This is a genomic window from Sinomonas sp., assembly GCF_051955515.1.
GTDB lineage: Bacteria > Actinomycetota > Actinomycetes > Actinomycetales > Micrococcaceae > Sinomonas.
Genome location: NZ_JBQCGQ010000228.1, coordinates 15,494 through 32,189 on the forward strand (window position 1 = coordinate 15,494; position 16,696 = coordinate 32,189).

18 protein-coding genes and 1 pseudogene are annotated in these 16,696 nt (G+C 68.9%); 2 read left to right on the forward strand and 17 right to left on the reverse strand.

Annotated elements, in window-relative coordinates; genetic code table 11:
• Positions 1 to 249: 249 nt before the first annotated feature.
• The 3 genes and pseudogenes from ACTHL9_RS13415 to ACTHL9_RS13425 form a co-directional block, all read right to left on the reverse strand.
• Positions 250 to 1,650, reverse strand: a pseudogene (locus tag ACTHL9_RS13415) (amidase).
• A complete protein-coding gene (locus tag ACTHL9_RS13420) occupies positions 1,637 to 1,789 on the reverse strand; it encodes a hypothetical protein (RefSeq protein ID WP_440519759.1) in 153 nt (50 codons plus the stop codon). The pseudogene ACTHL9_RS13415 and the gene ACTHL9_RS13420 overlap by 14 nt, the downstream one beginning before the upstream one ends.
• The gene (locus ACTHL9_RS13425; protein WP_440519761.1) at positions 1,786 to 3,156 is read right to left on the reverse strand and encodes an amidohydrolase family protein; all 1,371 of its coding nucleotides are present in this window, start codon (positions 3,154 to 3,156) and stop codon (positions 1,786 to 1,788) included. The genes ACTHL9_RS13420 and ACTHL9_RS13425 overlap by 4 nt, the downstream gene beginning before the upstream one ends.
• A 92-nt stretch (positions 3,157 to 3,248) precedes the next feature.
• On the opposite strand from ACTHL9_RS13425, the gene ACTHL9_RS13430 reads away from it, so the two are divergent.
• Together ACTHL9_RS13430 and ACTHL9_RS13435 are read left to right on the forward strand one after the other, a co-directional pair.
• Positions 3,249 to 4,088 carry a polysaccharide deacetylase family protein gene (locus ACTHL9_RS13430; RefSeq protein ID WP_440519762.1) on the forward strand — a complete coding sequence of 280 codons (840 nt, stop codon included), beginning with the start codon at positions 3,249 to 3,251 and terminating at the stop codon, positions 4,086 to 4,088.
• A 25-nt stretch (positions 4,089 to 4,113) separates the two neighbouring features.
• Positions 4,114 to 5,010, forward strand: a complete 897-nt coding sequence (locus ACTHL9_RS13435; protein ID WP_440519764.1) for a dihydrodipicolinate synthase family protein — start codon at positions 4,114 to 4,116, stop codon at positions 5,008 to 5,010.
• An 8-nt stretch (positions 5,011 to 5,018) separates the two neighbouring features.
• On the opposite strand, the gene ACTHL9_RS13440 is transcribed toward ACTHL9_RS13435, so the two are convergent.
• The 14 genes from ACTHL9_RS13440 to ACTHL9_RS13505 form a co-directional block, all read right to left on the reverse strand.
• On the reverse strand, positions 5,019 to 5,738 hold the full coding sequence (locus ACTHL9_RS13440; RefSeq protein ID WP_440519765.1) for a maleate cis-trans isomerase family protein: 720 nt from the start codon (positions 5,736 to 5,738) through the stop codon (positions 5,019 to 5,021).
• Complete coding sequence (locus tag ACTHL9_RS13445) at positions 5,738 to 6,466, reverse strand: helix-turn-helix domain-containing protein (RefSeq protein WP_440519767.1); 729 nt, start codon at positions 6,464 to 6,466, stop codon at positions 5,738 to 5,740. The genes ACTHL9_RS13440 and ACTHL9_RS13445 overlap by 1 nt, the downstream gene beginning before the upstream one ends.
• A complete protein-coding gene (locus ACTHL9_RS13450) occupies positions 6,463 to 7,179 on the reverse strand; it encodes an aldolase/citrate lyase family protein (protein WP_440519769.1) in 717 nt (238 codons plus the stop codon). The genes ACTHL9_RS13445 and ACTHL9_RS13450 overlap by 4 nt, the downstream gene beginning before the upstream one ends.
• On the reverse strand, positions 7,172 to 7,576 hold the full coding sequence (locus ACTHL9_RS13455; protein WP_440519770.1) for a cupin domain-containing protein: 405 nt from the start codon (positions 7,574 to 7,576) through the stop codon (positions 7,172 to 7,174). The genes ACTHL9_RS13450 and ACTHL9_RS13455 overlap by 8 nt, the downstream gene beginning before the upstream one ends.
• The gene (locus tag ACTHL9_RS13460) at positions 7,573 to 8,496 is read right to left on the reverse strand and encodes a polysaccharide deacetylase family protein (protein WP_440519772.1); all 924 of its coding nucleotides are present in this window, start codon (positions 8,494 to 8,496) and stop codon (positions 7,573 to 7,575) included. The genes ACTHL9_RS13455 and ACTHL9_RS13460 overlap by 4 nt, the downstream gene beginning before the upstream one ends.
• 65 nt (positions 8,497 to 8,561) lie before the next feature.
• Positions 8,562 to 9,416 (reverse strand): MBL fold metallo-hydrolase, encoded by an 855-nt coding sequence (locus ACTHL9_RS13465; RefSeq protein WP_440519774.1) that lies wholly within the window; start codon positions 9,414 to 9,416, stop codon positions 8,562 to 8,564.
• On the reverse strand, positions 9,413 to 10,171 hold the full coding sequence (locus ACTHL9_RS13470) for an MBL fold metallo-hydrolase (protein ID WP_440519775.1): 759 nt from the start codon (positions 10,169 to 10,171) through the stop codon (positions 9,413 to 9,415). Before ACTHL9_RS13470 ends, ACTHL9_RS13465 begins: the two co-directional genes overlap by 4 nt.
• A complete protein-coding gene (locus ACTHL9_RS13475; protein WP_440519777.1) occupies positions 10,168 to 10,851 on the reverse strand; it encodes a cysteine hydrolase family protein in 684 nt (227 codons plus the stop codon). The genes ACTHL9_RS13470 and ACTHL9_RS13475 overlap by 4 nt, the downstream gene beginning before the upstream one ends.
• A 25-nt stretch (positions 10,852 to 10,876) precedes the next feature.
• Complete coding sequence (locus ACTHL9_RS13480; RefSeq protein WP_440519778.1) at positions 10,877 to 12,469, reverse strand: ABC transporter substrate-binding protein; 1,593 nt, start codon at positions 12,467 to 12,469, stop codon at positions 10,877 to 10,879.
• Positions 12,470 to 12,510: 41 nt separating this feature from the next.
• Positions 12,511 to 13,341 (reverse strand): MBL fold metallo-hydrolase, encoded by an 831-nt coding sequence (locus ACTHL9_RS13485; RefSeq protein WP_440519780.1) that lies wholly within the window; start codon positions 13,339 to 13,341, stop codon positions 12,511 to 12,513.
• A 9-nt stretch (positions 13,342 to 13,350) separates the two neighbouring features.
• Entirely contained in the window at positions 13,351 to 14,235 is an 885-nt protein-coding gene (locus tag ACTHL9_RS13490; RefSeq protein WP_440519782.1) for a hypothetical protein, read from the reverse strand.
• A gap of 9 nt (positions 14,236 to 14,244) precedes the next feature.
• Complete coding sequence (locus ACTHL9_RS13495; protein WP_440519784.1) at positions 14,245 to 15,306, reverse strand: ABC transporter permease; 1,062 nt, start codon at positions 15,304 to 15,306, stop codon at positions 14,245 to 14,247.
• Complete coding sequence (locus tag ACTHL9_RS13500; RefSeq protein ID WP_440519785.1) at positions 15,303 to 16,118, reverse strand: ABC transporter ATP-binding protein; 816 nt, start codon at positions 16,116 to 16,118, stop codon at positions 15,303 to 15,305. The genes ACTHL9_RS13495 and ACTHL9_RS13500 overlap by 4 nt, the downstream gene beginning before the upstream one ends.
• Positions 16,100 to 16,696: ATP-binding cassette domain-containing protein (locus ACTHL9_RS13505; protein ID WP_440519787.1), on the reverse strand; the 597-nt coding region annotated here is incomplete at its 5' end. The genes ACTHL9_RS13500 and ACTHL9_RS13505, both read right to left, overlap by 19 nt.

Genomic DNA, 16,696 nt, shown 5'->3' on the forward strand with positions numbered 1-16,696 from the left:
CGCAGTCACCTCCTCGCACACAAGTCCACGCGCAGCGAACTTCCCCGCAACACCTGACTTCCGCTCGCCACCCCAAGTCACCTCCTCGCACACAAGCTCCCTCGAGGGTGACTCGTCCGCGACAAGGTGACTTGCCCCACGGAGCCCCGGGCCCACACCCGTTGCCCCGTCACCTTTACCGTGTAAACGTGACGGCGCAACGAGAGGGGACCCTGCAAACCTGACGGCGCAACGGGTGGGGAACCGACCTCAGGGGACCCGCGCCGGGAGCTTCACCACGGGCACGAGGGAGCTCCACCGAGACGCCGCCTCGTAAGCACGGGCGATTCCGAGGACCCGGGCGTCGTGGAACTCGCGCCCCATGATGTGCAGCCCGACGGGCTGGCCCGAGGCCAGCCCACAGGGGACGCTCACGGCCGGAAGCCCCAAGAGGTTCGCGGGCGAGAGCATCCGGAGGGCGGAGGCGAGCGAGTCTGTGTCGGTCGAGCCTGTCAGCTCGTGCGACATCTGTGCTTCGAGCGGCGCGACCGCGGGCAGAGTCGGCGCGAGCAGGGCGCACGTCCCCGTGCGGTCGAAGGCGCGCCCGAGCAGGTCCCGGAGGTACGCGCGAACCTCCCCCGCGAGCCGCAGATCCTCCCGAGTCACAAGTGCACCGGTCTCGATCATCACGCGGGTCCCGGGAAGGTAGTCGCGCGCCGCCTGCCGGAGCAGCGCCCGGTGGTGCTCGGCGGCCTCCGAGAGCGAGACGGCGAGACTCGCGGGCAGGGCGAAGTCGAGTTCGGGCAGCCCGATCTCGACGATCTCGAATCCCAGCCCTTAGAGGCAGGCGAGAGCGGCCTCGACGAGACCCCGGACCTCGCTGTGCACGCCGCACGAATCCCACGCCGCAGGGTCGACGGCGAGGCGAGCCGGCGCCGTCGACCACTCCACACGCTCGGCAAAGGGCCCGCCGATCCGCGCCAGCGCTGCTTCGGACAGCATCCCCTCGAGCAGCAGGGCGCAGTCGGCGACACTGCGCGCAATCGGTCCGATGTGGTCGAGCGAGTGGCTCACGGTGAGGACGCCCGAGCCGTCCACGAGGCCGGTGCTGGGCTTGAGCCCCACGAGGCCATTAACCGCGGCCGGGTTACGCACCGAGCCGCCCGTGTCGGTGCCGAGCGCGCCGGGCACGCTGCCCACCGCGACGGCCACCCCGGAGCCGACGCTCGAGCCGCCCGCGTAGCGCTCCGGGTCCCACGGGTTGCGGGTGGGCGGCGTGCCCTGGCCGAAGGCGAATTCGTGCGTCTGCAGCTTCCCGAGGATCACGGCGCCGCTCGTGCGCAGCCGGGCGACGGCGCTGGCGTCCGCCTGCGCGATGTGGCCGCGCAGCGCCTCGGACCCGCCCTCCGTGGGCAGGCCCCGGACGTCGATCACGTCCTTGACGGCGACGGGGACCCCGAGGAGCGGGCCGGTTCCCGGCTCGCGGTCCGCGGCGCGCGCCGCAGCCATCGCGCCCTCGGCATCGACGTGGACCCAGGCCTGTGCGTACTCCTCGGTCTCCTCGATGCGGCCCAGGACGGAGGTGAGGAGTTCGACGGCGGAGAGCTCCCCTTCTCGGATGAGCGCGGCGGCGTCCGCGATGCCGAGCTCCCAGGGTTCACTGGCGCCCATGGAAGGCCTCCTTCAGGGTGTCCATTCCGGCCCGGAAGTCGGCGTAGGCCTGGTCGACGGCGGCCTCATCCTCACGCGCGACGTCCTCGCCCACGAGCCCGGCCAGCACGGCGCGCTGCTCCGCCGTCAGCCCGCTCATCGCCGCGCCCCCGCTGTCAGCCCGCCGTCGCGCACCACCTGCTCGCCCTCGACGAAGACGTCCCGCACCACCCGGAAGTCGCTCGCCTCCGCCACGACCACGTCCGCCACGAGGCCCTTGCGCAGTTCCCCGCGCTGCGGCGCGATCCCTGGGATCAAGCGGACGACGGCGGCGGTCGCCATGGAGACGGCGTCGCCCAGGCTGCGGTGCCCCTGCGCGACGAGATCCTGCACGGCGGAGATCAGTTCATCGTGCTCCCCGCCGTGGCCATAGTCTGTGCCGAGGACCTCCACGAGGCCGGGCTCGGCGAGGAGCCGGTCCCAGTGTTCGCGGGTCGTGACCGTGTGGCGTCGGTGCAGGAGATCGAAGACCGACGCCTCGCCGGACCACCCTCGGTCGCGGCCGAGGGCCGCGAGGTCCAACGCCTCGTCGGGCGTGTGCGAGGGGTGGTTGACGTGGGCCGCGATGACGCTCGCCCCGCGAACGTCCGGGTCCTCCATGAGCTCGCGCAGGACCGCGGCGGTGGCGGATGCGCTGTGCACGAGGGCGGGCACCCCGAACCGCTTCGCGGCCCTCACTCCCTCGCGGATCCCCTCGATCGCCGGGGCCACGGAAGGCATGACCGTGTCGAAGACCAGCGTTGCGAGCTCGGCGGTGCCCAAGTGACCGGTGAGACCGGCATCGGCGGCAGCGCGTGTGAGTTCTTCGATGTCGGTCCCGGCCGCGTCGACGAACCGCCCGAGGACGGCCTCCTTGAGCCTGCGCGCCTGCGCCTGTGAGATCCGCACCCCGGTTCGACGCTCGATCGCCGCCGGGAGGTAGACGAGGTCCTGCCCTCCCCCGCCGAGCGTCTGGCCGCCCCCGAGCTCGCCGATGGCGACAGCCCCGTCGTCGAGCATCTTCTCGACGCTCAGGTGGGCCTCCCGCCCGGTGAGGCCACCGCCGTCGGCCTTCTGTGCGGCGAGCAGAGCGGAGGGAAGGTGGGTCGTCGCGCCGGCGATGCGGACTGCGTGGCGCTTGTTCGCCTCGCGGACCTCATCCATCGTCGCGAAGCCGCAGAGGTTCAGGACGGTGGTGGTCCCGGCGAGCAGGTGACGGTCGAGGTTGGCGAGCCAGGCGTGGTCGGGCAGGGCGGGGGCAGCGCTCGGGAACAGCGGGCCGGGCGTCACGCCGTGGGCGTGGCAGTTGATCAGGCCCGGCATCACGATGCAGCCCGACGCGTCGATGATCTCGCCCTCGAACCCCAGCCGGGGATCCCATCGGTCGAACACGTCGGCGATGCGGCCGCTCTTCAGAACGATCGCTCCGCGGTCGAGCGTCCGCCCGTCGCCGGTGACGAGGGTGCCTCCGTGGATGAGCGTGGACATCGTCCTCCCTGTGCACTAGTTTCATGATATCGAAGTTGCTTCACTATAGCGTTCCCCGTTCCGCGTCGGAATCCCCCTTGGAGGATGCTCACATGGCCCAGCAGCCCCTCGCCCGCGACTATGTCGGCCATGGCGCCGAGATGCCCGGATTCCTGTGGCCGGGAGACGCTCGCGTGGCGGTGTCTCTGGTGATCAACGTCGAGGAAGGCGCCGAGACGGGCCTCTCCCCCGGGCAGGAGACGACGTTCGACTACGGGGCGAGAGCCGGGATCTGGCGCATCCTCCGGATCCTCGACCGTCATGGCATTCAAGCCACCGCCTTCTGCTGCGCCGTGGCCCTTCAGCGGAATCCGGTCCTCGCCGCGGCACTCGTGCAGCGCGGGTATGAGATCGCTGACCACGGATACCACTGGGACAAGCACGCCGGACTCAGCGTCGAGGACGAACGCTCGTTGATCGTCGAGTCACGCGACGCCATCGCCGAGGCGACGGGCATGCGGCCCACGAGCTGGTACTCGAAAGACGGGCTCAATCCCGAGACGCGCCGGACGCTGGTCGAGGAGGGGTTCCGGTACGAGTCGAACAGCTTCAACGACGACCTCCCGCATTGGGGCACGGACGGCGTCCGGCTACCCGTGCTGCCCTACGCCGGTGACACGAACGACTCGAGCCTGATGGGCCCCTACCCGACTGGCCGGGCCTTCGCAGACCACCTCATCGGCTCCCTCGACCTGCAGCTCGAGGACCCGCGCGGGGGCCCGTCGCTCATGAGCGTGGGCCTTCATCCGCGGATCATCGGCCGCCCCACGTATGCCGGCGCTCTGGACCGGTTCCTCAGTCACGCGCTCGGGAAGGGCGCCTGGATCGCGACGCGCCTCGAGATCGTCGAGTGGTGGCTCGATCGACAGGCAGCCCCACCGCCCGCCAAGTAGCCACGAGTGGCGCCGGCTTGCCAGTATGGCTGACGTGCTCACTTCCCTCTGCGCGTTCCCGCTGACCCCGCTGGCCGACGACACGCTCGACGAGTCCGCTCTCGCCGCCCTCGTGTCCCGCGCGGTGGCAGGCGGCGCCGATTCACTCGGGGTGCTCGGCTCGACCGGCGTGTATCCGTACCTGAACCGGGACGAACGGCGCGCAGCCCTGGACGCGGCTGTGGGAGCAGCAGGCGGCGTCCCCGTCGTGGCGGGAGTGGGCGCACTGCGCACCCGCGACGTCCTGCGCTATGCGGAGGACGCCCAGGCGGCCGGCGCGGCCGGGCTGCTGGTGGCACCCGTCTCGTACCAGCGTCTCGGGGAGGAAGAGGTCTACCGCCTCTTCGCCGACCTCCACTCGGCAGCCTCCGTGCCGATCGTCGTGTACGACAACCCCACCACCACCGGCTTCACCTTCAGCGACGCCCTCTACGCGAGGGTCGCGGAATTGCCCCGCGTCGCCTCCGTGAAGATCCCGCCTCCTCCGGCGGGAACGGTCGCCGACCGTGTCGCGGCCGTGCGGCGTGTTCTCCCGGCCGGAGTGTCGCTGGGCATCAGCGGGGACTGGGTCGCCGCCGAGGCCCTCGTGTCCGGGGCCGACGTCTGGTACTCGGTCCTCGGAGGCCTCTTCCCGGAGAAGGCCAAGGCCATCACAGGCGCGGTAGCAGCAGGTGATCGTGGCAAGGCCCTCGCCCTTTCGGAGGCCCTCGAGCCAATGTGGGCGCTCTTCCGCAGGCACGGCAGCCTCCGGACCGTGGCGGCCGCGGCCGAGGTCCTCGGCCTCGTCACGCAGTCCCCGCTGCCGCGGCCACTCCTCGGCCTCGACGAGACCTCGCGGGCTGATGTTGAGGCCGCCCTTCGAGAGTGCGGCCTCGAAGGGTAGGGGAACCCCTACACCGTCTCCATGAGCCGGCCCCAGCCGGTCACCGGCTTGGCGGAGCCCGCCAGTCGCAGGAGTTCCCACAGAGTCGCCACAGCGCTGTCCACCACGGGCAGGCCGAACTCCCGCTCGAACGCCGCAGCGAGATAGGCCGAGCGCAGGTTTGTCCCGATGCACACCACGGCTTCGGCGTCGGAGACGAAGGCCGGACGCATGAGCGCCCCGATCTCGTCCGCGCCCAGGCGGGCGATCTCGGGGTTGGCCAGCACGGCCTCCGGGCTGGACGTCGCGACGACATCGAGTCCGTGGCGCGAATACTCCTCGGCGATGAGCGGCAGGATCGACGCCGGCCCCGGGAAGACCACGGACACGCGGGACACCGCGCGCGCGGCGCGCGCCTCGACGACGGCGTGGGACGCCGTCGTCGCCGGCGCGCCTGTGGACTCGGCGAGCTCGGCGCAGAGCTGCCGGTCGCCGTCGAGCCCCACCCAGGTCCCGGAGGTTCCGTGGAAGGCGACCGCGTCCGGCTCGACGTCGGCCAAGAGGCTCGGCGCCTCCCCGAGGACCCGCGCGTCGATCGCGTCGCCGAGGTCGGGCGGCAGGCGGAAGCGGCTGTAGTGGACGCCGACGTCGCTCCTGTCGGCGAGCAGCGCGGCGGTGAGGGTCTCGGCGTTGGAGTTCGACGACGGCACGAGGACCCCGAGCCGCACCGCCGGCCCGGGGGCGGGCATCAGTGCGCCCGCCCGAGCGAGGGTGGGGTCGAGACCGCGAGCATGACGGCGGCCGAGTCGGTCCGGTTGTGCCACCAGTGCGGGAGGGAGGCGTCGTAGGTGAGGCTGTCGCCTGCTTCGAGGTGGAACTCCTGCCCACCGACCGTGGCGACAAGGGACCCCGACTGCACGATGACGCACTCCTCCCCTTCGTGGGAATCGGAGGAGTTGGCGCCGTCGAAATGGGCGGGAATGGTCATGCTGACCACGCCAAGCTTGCGCTCCGTGTCCGGGACGATGAGCTCCATGACCACGCCTTGCGAGGGAATCTCGATCCGACGCCGATCGGCTCGCCGCACCAGCATGTTGTGCCGGCCTTCGCTGGGGTCGTTGAACATGGTGGCCAACGGAAGATCCAGGGAGCTCGCGAGCCGCAGGAGCGTGGCGAACGAGGGATTCCCAATGCCGCGCTCGATCTGGCTGATGAGCCCAGCGCTGACGCCCGCGCGCTCGGCAAGCTCCTCGACCGTGAAGCGCCCAACCCGCTGCTCGCGGATCGTGGCGCCGATGCGCGAGATCCAGAAATCGCGGTCACCGCTGCCATTGACGGCACCGCCGTTGACAGCACCGCCGTTGGCGGCCCCGCCGTTGATGACACCGTTCGGAGAGTCTCCCACCAAGGACACCGTCATTATTTCAGGGTTCTCGGAATTATATAAGTGTGACTCGGCGGTGGTGAGCTTCTTCATGACATGCGTCCTATCTCGGCAAATCCCGTCATCAGCGCCGCGAGCTCCCGTTCCCAATAGACCGCGGCTCGGTCGGCTCCCCGCGCGAACACCTCGTCGGCCCGGGACATCGACGGCGCGGGCAGGCCCACGCTGTGCCCGGAGGCGCGGAGGGCATCGACGACGGATTGCACGGCCTTATCCAGCTGCTGCGGCTCCCCGCGGCCTGCGCGCTGCAAGTCCGCGGAGAGGTCCGTGGGTCCCAGCCAGCCGCCGTCGAACGTCTCCGACGCGACGAACTCGTCGACGCGCTCGACCGCCTCGGCGGTCTCGAAGAGCACGCTCAGGCGGGGTCCGCGCGAGTAGTCCGTCCCGAAGGCCGAGGCTGGGGAGACTTGGCGCGACCGCAGCCCCTGCGGGGCATAGCGGACGACGGCGGCAGCCTCCTCGAGCTCGTCGGGTCGCCGAAGGTGCGGGAGCACCAGCTCGTGGGCGCCGGTGTTGGCGAAGGAGACAAGGGTGTTCGGGGCGAGGTCCGGAACGCGGACCGACACCTCGACCCCACTCCCGCGCAGCCGTTGGACGGCGTCCGCGCAGTCGCGGGCCGTGAGCCCCGTCTGCTCGGCATCGAGGACTACGAAGCCCACACGTGCCTGGGCACAGACGGCAAGGAGGGTTGGGCTCGGGTCGGCCGTGATGAGCCCCACGGCGCGGCCGGCTTCTGGCTCACTCATCGTGCACGAATTCCCAGTCCGCGGGCTTGCTGACCCCGACCACGAGCTCGACCGACTCGTCCGTGTCGTTCCACGCTCCGTGCTTGAGGCCGCGGGGGATGTAGATGCCGTCCCCCGGTTTCGCGCGATACTCCTCGTCCCCGAGGAACACCAACGGGGTTCCCGCGATCACCACATAGAACTCTGAGGCGTCTGGGTGGTGGTGGCACAGGTGCCGCTGGCCGGGAAGGATGCGCCCCCAGCTCACGCAGAGGTCGTCCGACCCGCTCAGGTCGCGGGAGATGAGCGTCGACACCAGGCCCTGGTCCCGCTGCCCGTTGAGGCCGAGGCGGTCGAGCTCCTGGAAGCCCTGCTCGTGGACGTTGTGGACGAGGCGGGTCAGATTCGAGGTCTTCACGAGGCGACCTCCTCGAAGACTTCGCGCGGGAGTTCGGCGGGAGCGTGGGCGAGCCACCACCGGGCGATCTCCTCGCGCGTCGCGAACCATACGCCGTCGACACTCTGTGCGTAGTCGAGGAATCGCCGGACCCCGTTCGCGACGCTCGGCCGGCCCCCGATCCTGAGGTGAATCCCCACGGACATCATCTTCGGCACGGTCTCGCCCTCCGCGACGAGGCAATCGAGGCTGTCCTTCAGCACGGTGAAGAAGTCCTCGCCGGTGCCGAGGCTGCCGGGACCCCAGAAGCGGCCGTCGTTCGTGTCCCCGGAATACGGGAGCACGAGGTGCTTGGCGCCCTCGACGGAGACGAAGTAGGGGAGATCGTCGGCATACGAATTCGAGTCGTACAGGAAGCCCTCCTCGACGAGGATCGACCTGGTCTTCTCGGTGATGTCCTCGCGCACGTACCAGCCCACGGGAGTGACCCCCGCGGTCGCCTCGATGGCCGCCTTGCAGGCGCGGATCTCGGCCCGTTCCTCCTCGGGCGTCATTCCAGCCATGCCCCGCCACCGGTAGCCGTGCCCGCAGATCTCGTGGCCGTCGCGGGCGATCGCGCGCGCCGCCTCGGGATTCTTCTCGAGGGCTTCGCCGCATGCCATGAACGTGGCCTTGAGCCCACGCTCCCGGAACATCGCGAGGTAGCGCCAGATCCCGGCGCGGCTGCCGTACTCGAAGAACGATTCCTTCATGAGGTTCCGCCGGGCGGGATCGGAGGACCAGCCGCCGAAGATGACGATGTCCTCGTCACGCTCGTCGCCCGCCGCGATGGATCGCTCGGCGCCCTCTTCGTAATTGACCACGAGGGACACGGCGACTTTGGCGCCGCCCGGCCACCCGACGACGGGCGGGTTCTCCCCGTATCCGATGAGGTCTCGCATCAGCTCTCTCCTCGCAGTTCGCAAAGCTTCATTTTCTTGATAAGTCTTCAATATCTCTAAGGTTTCTACCCGCCTGGGCCTTCGTAAACCCGGCGATGTGCCGCGAGCGAGGTTCTCAGCATCCCGTCGACATCGTCGATCACGTTGCCGTGCGCTGGGCCGATGAACGACGTCGGCAGCTCCTCGAGCGTGCGCTCGATGGCTTCGAAGGCAGTGCTGACATCGACGAACTTGGTCCAGTACAGGGCTCGTCCCGTCCCGTAGGCCGCCTGCTCGACGGTCGGGGGCAGGGGCATCTCGCCCGAGGTCAGGCGACACTGCCCGGGTCGGTGAACAGGCTCGTCGTCGTCCAGCGACTCGTCGTCGTCCAGTGATCCGGCGTCCAATGCCGGAACGTCGTGGATGAACGAGAAGCCGTCGGAGACGAAAAGGGTTCCCGATCCGCTGTCGTAGCCCCAGAGCGTGTTCTCGAGGTCCCGGATGTAGGCGGGGACGAACCGGAAGGGGCGGCTGTCCGCGTCGGTGCAGAGCTCGATCGCGTCGCCGGGTCGGCGCACCTCGAACCTTCCCTCGAATTCAGGAAAGTGAAGGGCGTAGTCCCGCACGTCCCCCACGACGCGCGCCTCCGGATACCGCGTCAAGAGCAACGGCAGGTTGCCTGCGTGCGGGATCTCGGGGTGGGTGGGGAAGACGTAGTCGAGGGTACGGCCGTCGAGCGCCCGCTCGAGCTGTTCGAGGACCAGCGGGGCGTGCGCGGGGTCGCCGGTGTCCACCAGAATCGTGGCCCTCGAGCCCACGACCAAGTACGAGGAGACGTGGTAGTGCACTTCCTCGCCCGCCGAGTAGGCCGAGAGGCATCCGCCGAGCCAGAAGACGCCGTCGGCGACGCGCCGCGCCGGGGTGGTGACGTCGTCGTTCATTGCTGCCCCACCTCCTCGAGGTGGGCGGCGAGCTCCTCGCCGGCCCGCAGGCACTCGTCGCGGCCCACGAACGGCAGCCCGTAGCCGGGACCGATGGCCGTGACCTCCCGGCTTTCGACGATCCGGCGGACGTCGGCAGCGATCGGCGCGGTGTCCGCGTGGGCGAACCACTGGAACTTGACGAGGCCCTCGGCCGGATCCGCCTCCTCAAGGCTCGCGCGATGGGTGAAGGCGTCCGAGGTCAGGAGGACCCCCGAGGCGGGCTCGAAGACCCACAGCGTGGGAAGCAGCCGCAGCAGCGGCGAGACGAGTTCGAGGACCAGGCCGTCGGCAACCTCGACCTCGCGAGAGGTGCCGGGGTCCACCGAGATGCGGCGCACGGGCGCGCTCGAACGCGGCACCGTGATGCCGCCGGTGTACCAGACGGAGGCCACCTGGAATCGTTCCTCGATCGCGGGGATGTTGAGGCAGCACTCCATCTCGGTACGCGTCAGAAGGATCGAGAGCGGCTCGGCGGGCTCGAGGAGTTCACCGACCTGGGCGAGCAGTTCCGCCTCGTGGAGCCGGACCCCGGTGTCCACGAGAACCGACCCCCCGTCGCCTCGAATGAGGTACGCGTTGACCGGCTGGTTCCGGCGGACCCCCGGAGGGCACCAGCTCACGCGCTCGTCCAGAAGGATCTCGCCGCCGAGGCGGTACACCCTCCCTCTGGCCAAGGGCTCAGGCCGGGCGACCGCCGGAACCGTGGCGCTCATGGCCGGGCCGCGCCCTGTGCCCGATCCCAGACCGCGACGGCCTGGTCCACCGTGCAGAGGTCGTGCCTGGCGCGCATGACCGTCAGCGCTGCGTCGTGGACCGCCGTGTCGTAGGCGCCCACGGCATCTTCGAGCAGAACGGCGTAGAAGTCGTTGTGCACGGCGTCGCGGAGCGTCGCCTCCACGCAGCCGCCGGTCGAGACGCCCACGAGGGCCACTGACTCGATGCCCTGGCTCCGGAGCAGGAGCCCCAGCTCGGTCGCGACGAAGGCGCTGGGACGGCGCTTGGTGATGACCACTTCGCCGTCGAGCGGGAGGCACTCGTCGCAGAAATCGGTGGCCGGGTCGCCCTTGAGGCTCAGCTTGCCGAGGTCGATTGGCCGCCCGTCCGCCGCCGTGTAGAGGGCCCGGAGCCACGCGGCCGGCGAGCTCGCCCCGTCTGGCAGGTTCTCCACGCGGATGTGGAAGACGGGGACGTTGTTGCGCCGGGCCCCCTCGATAGCGGCCTGGCACCGCTCGCGCACTCGCGGCATCATGCTCAGATCGTGGCCGGAGTCGCCGATCGCAGCGCCCGGGAACACCGCGCCCTTCTGCATGTCGATGACTACGAGGGCCGTTGACGCGGGGTCGAGCAGCTCGTCGAGGGTGTCGCGGACCTGTTTTCCGCAGAGTTCAATCATGATGGGTGTCCTTGTCTGGCTGCACTCAGCTGCCGAGGGCGTTGAAGTAGATCTGGCCGTTCGAGAGCGGCGTGGCCCCGGTCAGCCCCTTCTTCGTGGCGATGATGCCGCGGGTCTCGACGAGGGACAGGATCGGTGCGCCGGCGTCGACGACGGCGGTCATCTGCTTGATGAGGTCATTCCGCTGGGCGGTCTTGTCCTGCGGTGTTGCCGCGAGCTGTGTGCGGAGCTGATCGAACTTGGCGTCCTTCCAGCCCGTGGTATTGCTCGGGGCGTCACCGGCGTAGTACGCGTAGCTGTAGAACGCCGGGTCGGCGATCACAATGGGCTCCGAGTACAGCACTGCCTGGAAGCGGCCCTGGATCAGGGCGCTCGAGAAGTCCGTGGAGCTCGCGACGTTCTGGAGCTGCACGTCGATCCCGATCTGCTTGAGCATCGACTGGATGAGGACCGCCGACTTCGCGGCGACGGGTCCGGGGCGGGTCGCGCTATAGCTGAGGTCGAGCTTGAAGCCGTTCGCGTACCCGGCGTCCGCCATGAGCTTCTTCGCGTCATCGAGGTTGAACGAGTAGAACGACGACGGATCCCCGCCGGGGAAGGTGGCCTGCGCGGCCTTGCCGTACCCGGCGTAGGCGCCCTTCACGAGCGCGGCGCGGTCAATTGCCTCGGAGATCGCGTGGCGCACGCGGACATCCGCGAGCGGTCCCGACTTGGTGCTGAACATGAGGGTGTCACGGGTGGCGCTCGGGCAGTTGAGGACGCTCACGTTGGGCGAATCGCCGAGCGAGGCGTACTGGTCGTACTCGAAGCCGTTCGCCACCTGGGCCTCGCCCGTCTGCACGAGCTGGCTCCGGGTCGAGGTGTTGGGGACGGCCTTGACGACCACCCGCTTGACGGCGCCGCGCTGTCCTTCCCACTTCGGGTCGGCGGTCACCGTGAGGGACGTGCCGGGTGTGAACTCCTCGAGGTCCCAGCCGCTGTAGTCGGCGAGGTTCTTGGAGAGCCAGTTGTTGGCCGTCGGATCATCCGGCGTCACGTGCTTCTTCGCCTCGACGCTGTCGTGGATGTAGAAGAGGTTGTTCTGGAGGGACTCGACGCTGAACGAAGTGAGCGAGGTCGTGTTGAGCTCGACCGTGCTGTCGTCGATGACCTTGACGAGGTTGTTGACGTCGAAGCCGCTGCTCGAGAGCGTGCCCTTCATGACTGGCTGGCGCTGCATGCCGATCTGGAGGCTCCAGCGCACGTCCTCGGCCGAGAGGGTGTGGCCGAACTGGCTGGTGAGCTTCCTGAGCTTGACGATCACGCCCTTGCCGTCTGGGGCCGGCGTCGCACTCTCGGCGAGGCGGCCCGAGACCTCGGTGGTCGGCTGGCCGCAGGGGTCGCTCGCCGTCGCCGTCGTCTTGTACTGCAGGAGCTGGGAGCCCAGGCCGCTCAGGACGACGTGCGAGGCGCTGCCGCCCCACGGTGCTGGGGTGAGGCTGTCTGGGAGGGCCCCGACGGCCACGACAACATTGTCGGGCTGCTGGGTCGAGGACGCGTCCGAGCTGCCTCCACAGCCCGTGACCGAGAGCGCGAGAGCGGCGGCGACACCGCCGGAGAGCAGACGCAAGCGATTCATGGTCCTAACACCTTTTTCTTTGGGGGATGGGTGGGACGGGTTCAGTACCGGTACGCGCGCTGGTGGCCGGCGCGGATGATGGGTTCGACGTCGCGGACGTTGGTGATGACGTTCCCGTGGGTGGGGGCGACGGTCCGGACATCGAGATCGTCGATGAGCCGCAGCACGCGGTCGTACACCTGGTCCGCGTCGTTGCAGAACCGCGCCCAGTAGAGGGCGCTTCCCGTGAAGAAGGCCGCGTTCTCGACGGCGATGGGCCCCGAGAGCTCGGTCGTCACGAGGCCGCATTCGCCGGGAAGGTGGACCGGGTCCTCGTCGTCGAGCTCGGGTCGGTGCATGTAGCAGAACCCGTCCGCGGTGAAGAGAACGCCGGCCTCGGGCACGAAGCCCCACTGCGTATTCGGCAGGTCGCGGATGAGCGCCTCGACGACCACGAATTCGTAGCCGCCGCCCAGATCGATCCGATCGCCGGGGACGCGAGCATGCAGGTTCGGCTCGATCTGCGGATAGAACAGGTGGTAGTCGCGGACGTCGCCCACGATCTGGATCTCCGGGTACTTCTGCACGAGCCGGGGCAGGTTTCCGGTGTGCGGGAGCTCGGGGTGGGTGGGGAACACGTAGGTGAGGGGCTCGCCGTCGAGCAGTTCGTCGAGCTTCTGCGAGATGATCGGCCAGCTCGAGGGGTTGCCGGTGTCCACGAGCAGCGACGACGACGCGCCCCGGACCAGGAAGGTCGAGTTGTGCCCGTGGATCACCCGGTCGGCGAGATGGAACGGGAGGCAGGAGCTCATCCAGGTGACGCCGTCGGCCACGCTGCGCGGAAGGTCGCTGCTCATCGTTTCAACAAGCTGTTCGGTCGTGGGAAGTTCCATCGTTCTCTCCTATGCGCCTTGGCGGACGAGGCCCGCGTGCTGCGGCGTGAGCGCGGTGAGCATGTAGTCGAGGTGACGCCGGACCACGTCGCGTCCGCGCAGCACGCAGCCTCGCGAGGGGGCGATGATCTCGGGGTCGAGTTCGTCGAACTTCGCAGCCAGCCATTCGCGCAGGGGCTCGCACGTGGCCCGCGGGAGCCATTCGTACTTCGCGAACAGGTGTCCGGCCACCTGCTCCGGCGTCGTCGTGTCCTCGACGGTCGAGTCGATGATCCGCGAGTCGTCCGGACGCTGCATGGTGCCGTGCGTGAACGTGTCCGAGGTGAAGAGCGTGCCAGTCTCGGCGTCCCAGCCCCAGAACGTCATGAGGAGGCGCAGGAGCGGGGCCTCGATCTCGAGCACTCGGCTAGGCCCGATGTCGATGGAGGCCGCGCGGGCCAGCGAATCACCCTCCCCCGACCGCATGGCGTCGATCTGGTGCCGGCGACCTCGGAGGGCCATGAGGTTCAGGTCCTCGAAGGCGTCGAACGGATTGATGACGCCGCCGGTGAAGAGGCGCTGGATGTCGAAGCTGCGGGCGATCGGCTCGAGGTTCGAGACGCAGTCCATCTCCGCCCGGGTGAAGAAGACCGAGAGGGCGCCGCCTTCGCCGATGAGGGCGGCGAGATCGTCCAGGATCTGCTGCGCGTGGAGCGCGACTCCCGAGTCGATGAGGAGGTGGGAGTCACCTGCTGCGCTCCCCAACGCCAGGGCGGCGGCGCCGCACTCCGAGAGCAGGTAGCAGTTCGAGGGCTGGAACCCGGTCGAGCCGGCGGGGACCCAGCTCACGCGGCCGTCAAGGGGAATGAGCCCACCCAGGACGACCAGTTTGTCGTTCTTTAATTTAGTGAACATATCTTCAACCTATTGATGGAGGGCAGGAGTGTCAAGGGATTTACGGGTACTTCGCCCGCGAAGTGCAACGGCTCGGGCGCGCGGATCCAGCAGCGTGATGAGTGTGTCCAGGAGCACGTAGCCGAGGAGGCTGGTAGCGCCCATGACGAACACAAAGCCTTGGATCACGGGCATATCGCCCTTCAGCACGCCGTCCAGGGACCACCCGCCGATGCCGGGCCACGAGAAGACGCTTTCGACGATCGCGGCCCCGCTCAAGGCAGCGGCGAAGAGCAGCACCATGTACGTCATGAGCGCGGCCCGCACGTCGCTCAGCGCATAGCGGTAGACCTGGGATGGACGCAGCCCGCACGCCCGCGCGAATTCGATCTGCGGCGAATGAAGAATCTGCAGCAGGCCCGTGCGCACTGTTTTTCCAAAAGGTGCCGCGAAGAAGAGGCCCATCGTGACAATCGGAAGCACGGCCCGGCTGAAAATCGAGCCGAAGACCTTCCATTTGCCGGCGATGACCGCGTCCAAGACCACCGAACCGGTGACTTTCGGCGGTGGGATATCCGAGCTCGAGAGCATTCCCAACGGTGCGGGGGCTAGATGCAGCTGCTGATAGAAGACAAAAAGGAGCAGGAGCGCGAGGACGAATTCGGGCATGGCCATGAGCACCGAGACGCCGGCCGTGAAGGTCTTGTCCGGGAGCCGCCCGCTCCGGTAGGCCGCGAAGGTTCCCATCGCCAGCCCCAGCAGGAGCGCCAGGATGAGTCCCGGGACCAGATAGACGAGCGTATTCGGCAGGCGAGTCCACAATTCCTGGGAAACGGAGCTTCCGGTGAAGAATGAATGCCCGAGGTCGCCGGTGAGCGTGCGGCCGATGTATTCGATGTAGCGCTCCCACAGCGGCTTGTCTAGCCCGAGCTCGGCGTGGATGCGCGCAATGTCTGCAGGGGTGGCATATTCGCCGAGCAGGGCGACGGCGGGATCCCCGGGGAGCAGGGAGACGAGCCCGAAGCTGAGCGTCATGAGGCCGAGGAGGAGGCCGACGGCGATGGCCAGTCGGGAGGCGATGTACCGGATCATGAGTTCCCCGCTTCCGTCGACATGGGTCCGACAGCCGCGAAGGGCAGCGGCGGCATCGCCGCCGCCATGAGCCGCTGCGTGTAGGGCTGCTGCGGATCCTCGAGCACGTCCCGAGCCGTGCCGACTTCCACGAAGCGGCCGCGATGCATGACGGCCACGCGCGAGCAGAAGTGCCGCACGGTCTCGATGTCGTGGGAGATGAAGAGGTACGTGAGGCCGCGGGCCCTCTGGAGGTCGCCGAGCATCCGCAGGATCGAGGCACGGATCGTGAGGTCGAGCGAGGCCGTGGGCTCGTCGAGGACCACGATGCTCGGATCGGTGACGAGCGACCGGGCAATGCCGACGCGCTGCTGCTGGCCGCCGCTGAGGTTGGCGGGGCGGCGGTCGAGGAACTCGGCAGACAGCCCGACTTCCTCGAGGGTCCGAGCCACCCGCTCGCGCCGTTCGGTCCGCGAACCGTAGGCGCCGGCCACGATCAGCGGCTCCTCGACGATCTGCCGGATCGACAGCCGCGGATTGAGCGAGGCGAACGGTTCCTGGAAGACGATCTGCCAGTGCCGCCGCTGCTTGCGGAGCGCTCGCGAGGGGAGGGCGCGCACGTCCTGTCCGTCCAAGAAGATGCTGCCCGAATCCGCTTCGTGCAGCCTCAGCAGCAGGCGGCCGAGCGTCGATTTGCCCGAGCCGCTCTCGCCGATGATCCCGAGGCACTCTCCGGCCTCGACCGAGAAGGAGACGCCGTCGACGGCGAGGACCTTCCGGCCCTGCGGCGTGTGGAACGTCTTCCGCAGATCATTCACTTCGATGATGGCCACGTTGCCACCTCCAAGGGTTGTGGGGGGAGGACTTCGGCTTCTTCCGGCTCGACCTGAGGCGAGGCCGAGCTCAACAGGGAGGCGGTGTACGGGTGCTGGGGCGCCGTGAAGACCTCGGCGACCGGGCCCTGCTCGACGATGCTGCCCTTGTACATCACCAGCACGCGCTGGCAGTACGCGTTGACGACCCCAAGGTCGTGCGTGACGATCAGCATCGATCGCCCGCTCTCCACCGTCAGCCGGCGCAGGGTGTCGAGGACCTGGCGCTGGACGGTGAGGTCGAGCGCCGTCGTCGGCTCGTCGGCGATGACCAGCCGCGGGTTGAGGTAGAGCGCCATGGCGATCACGACGCGCTGCGCCATGCCGCCGCTCAGTTCGTGGGCGTAGCCGCGGATCACGCGTTCGGGATCGCTCACGCCCGTCGCCGCGAGGAGGTCGACGGCGCGACGCCGAGCGCCGTCGTCGGCCTTCACTCCATGCGCCTTGGCGATGTTGGCGAACTGCTTCTCGAGGCGGAGCACCGGGTTGAGCGCGCTGAAGGGGTTCTGCGCGATGAAGCCGATGTCCTTGCCGCGGAT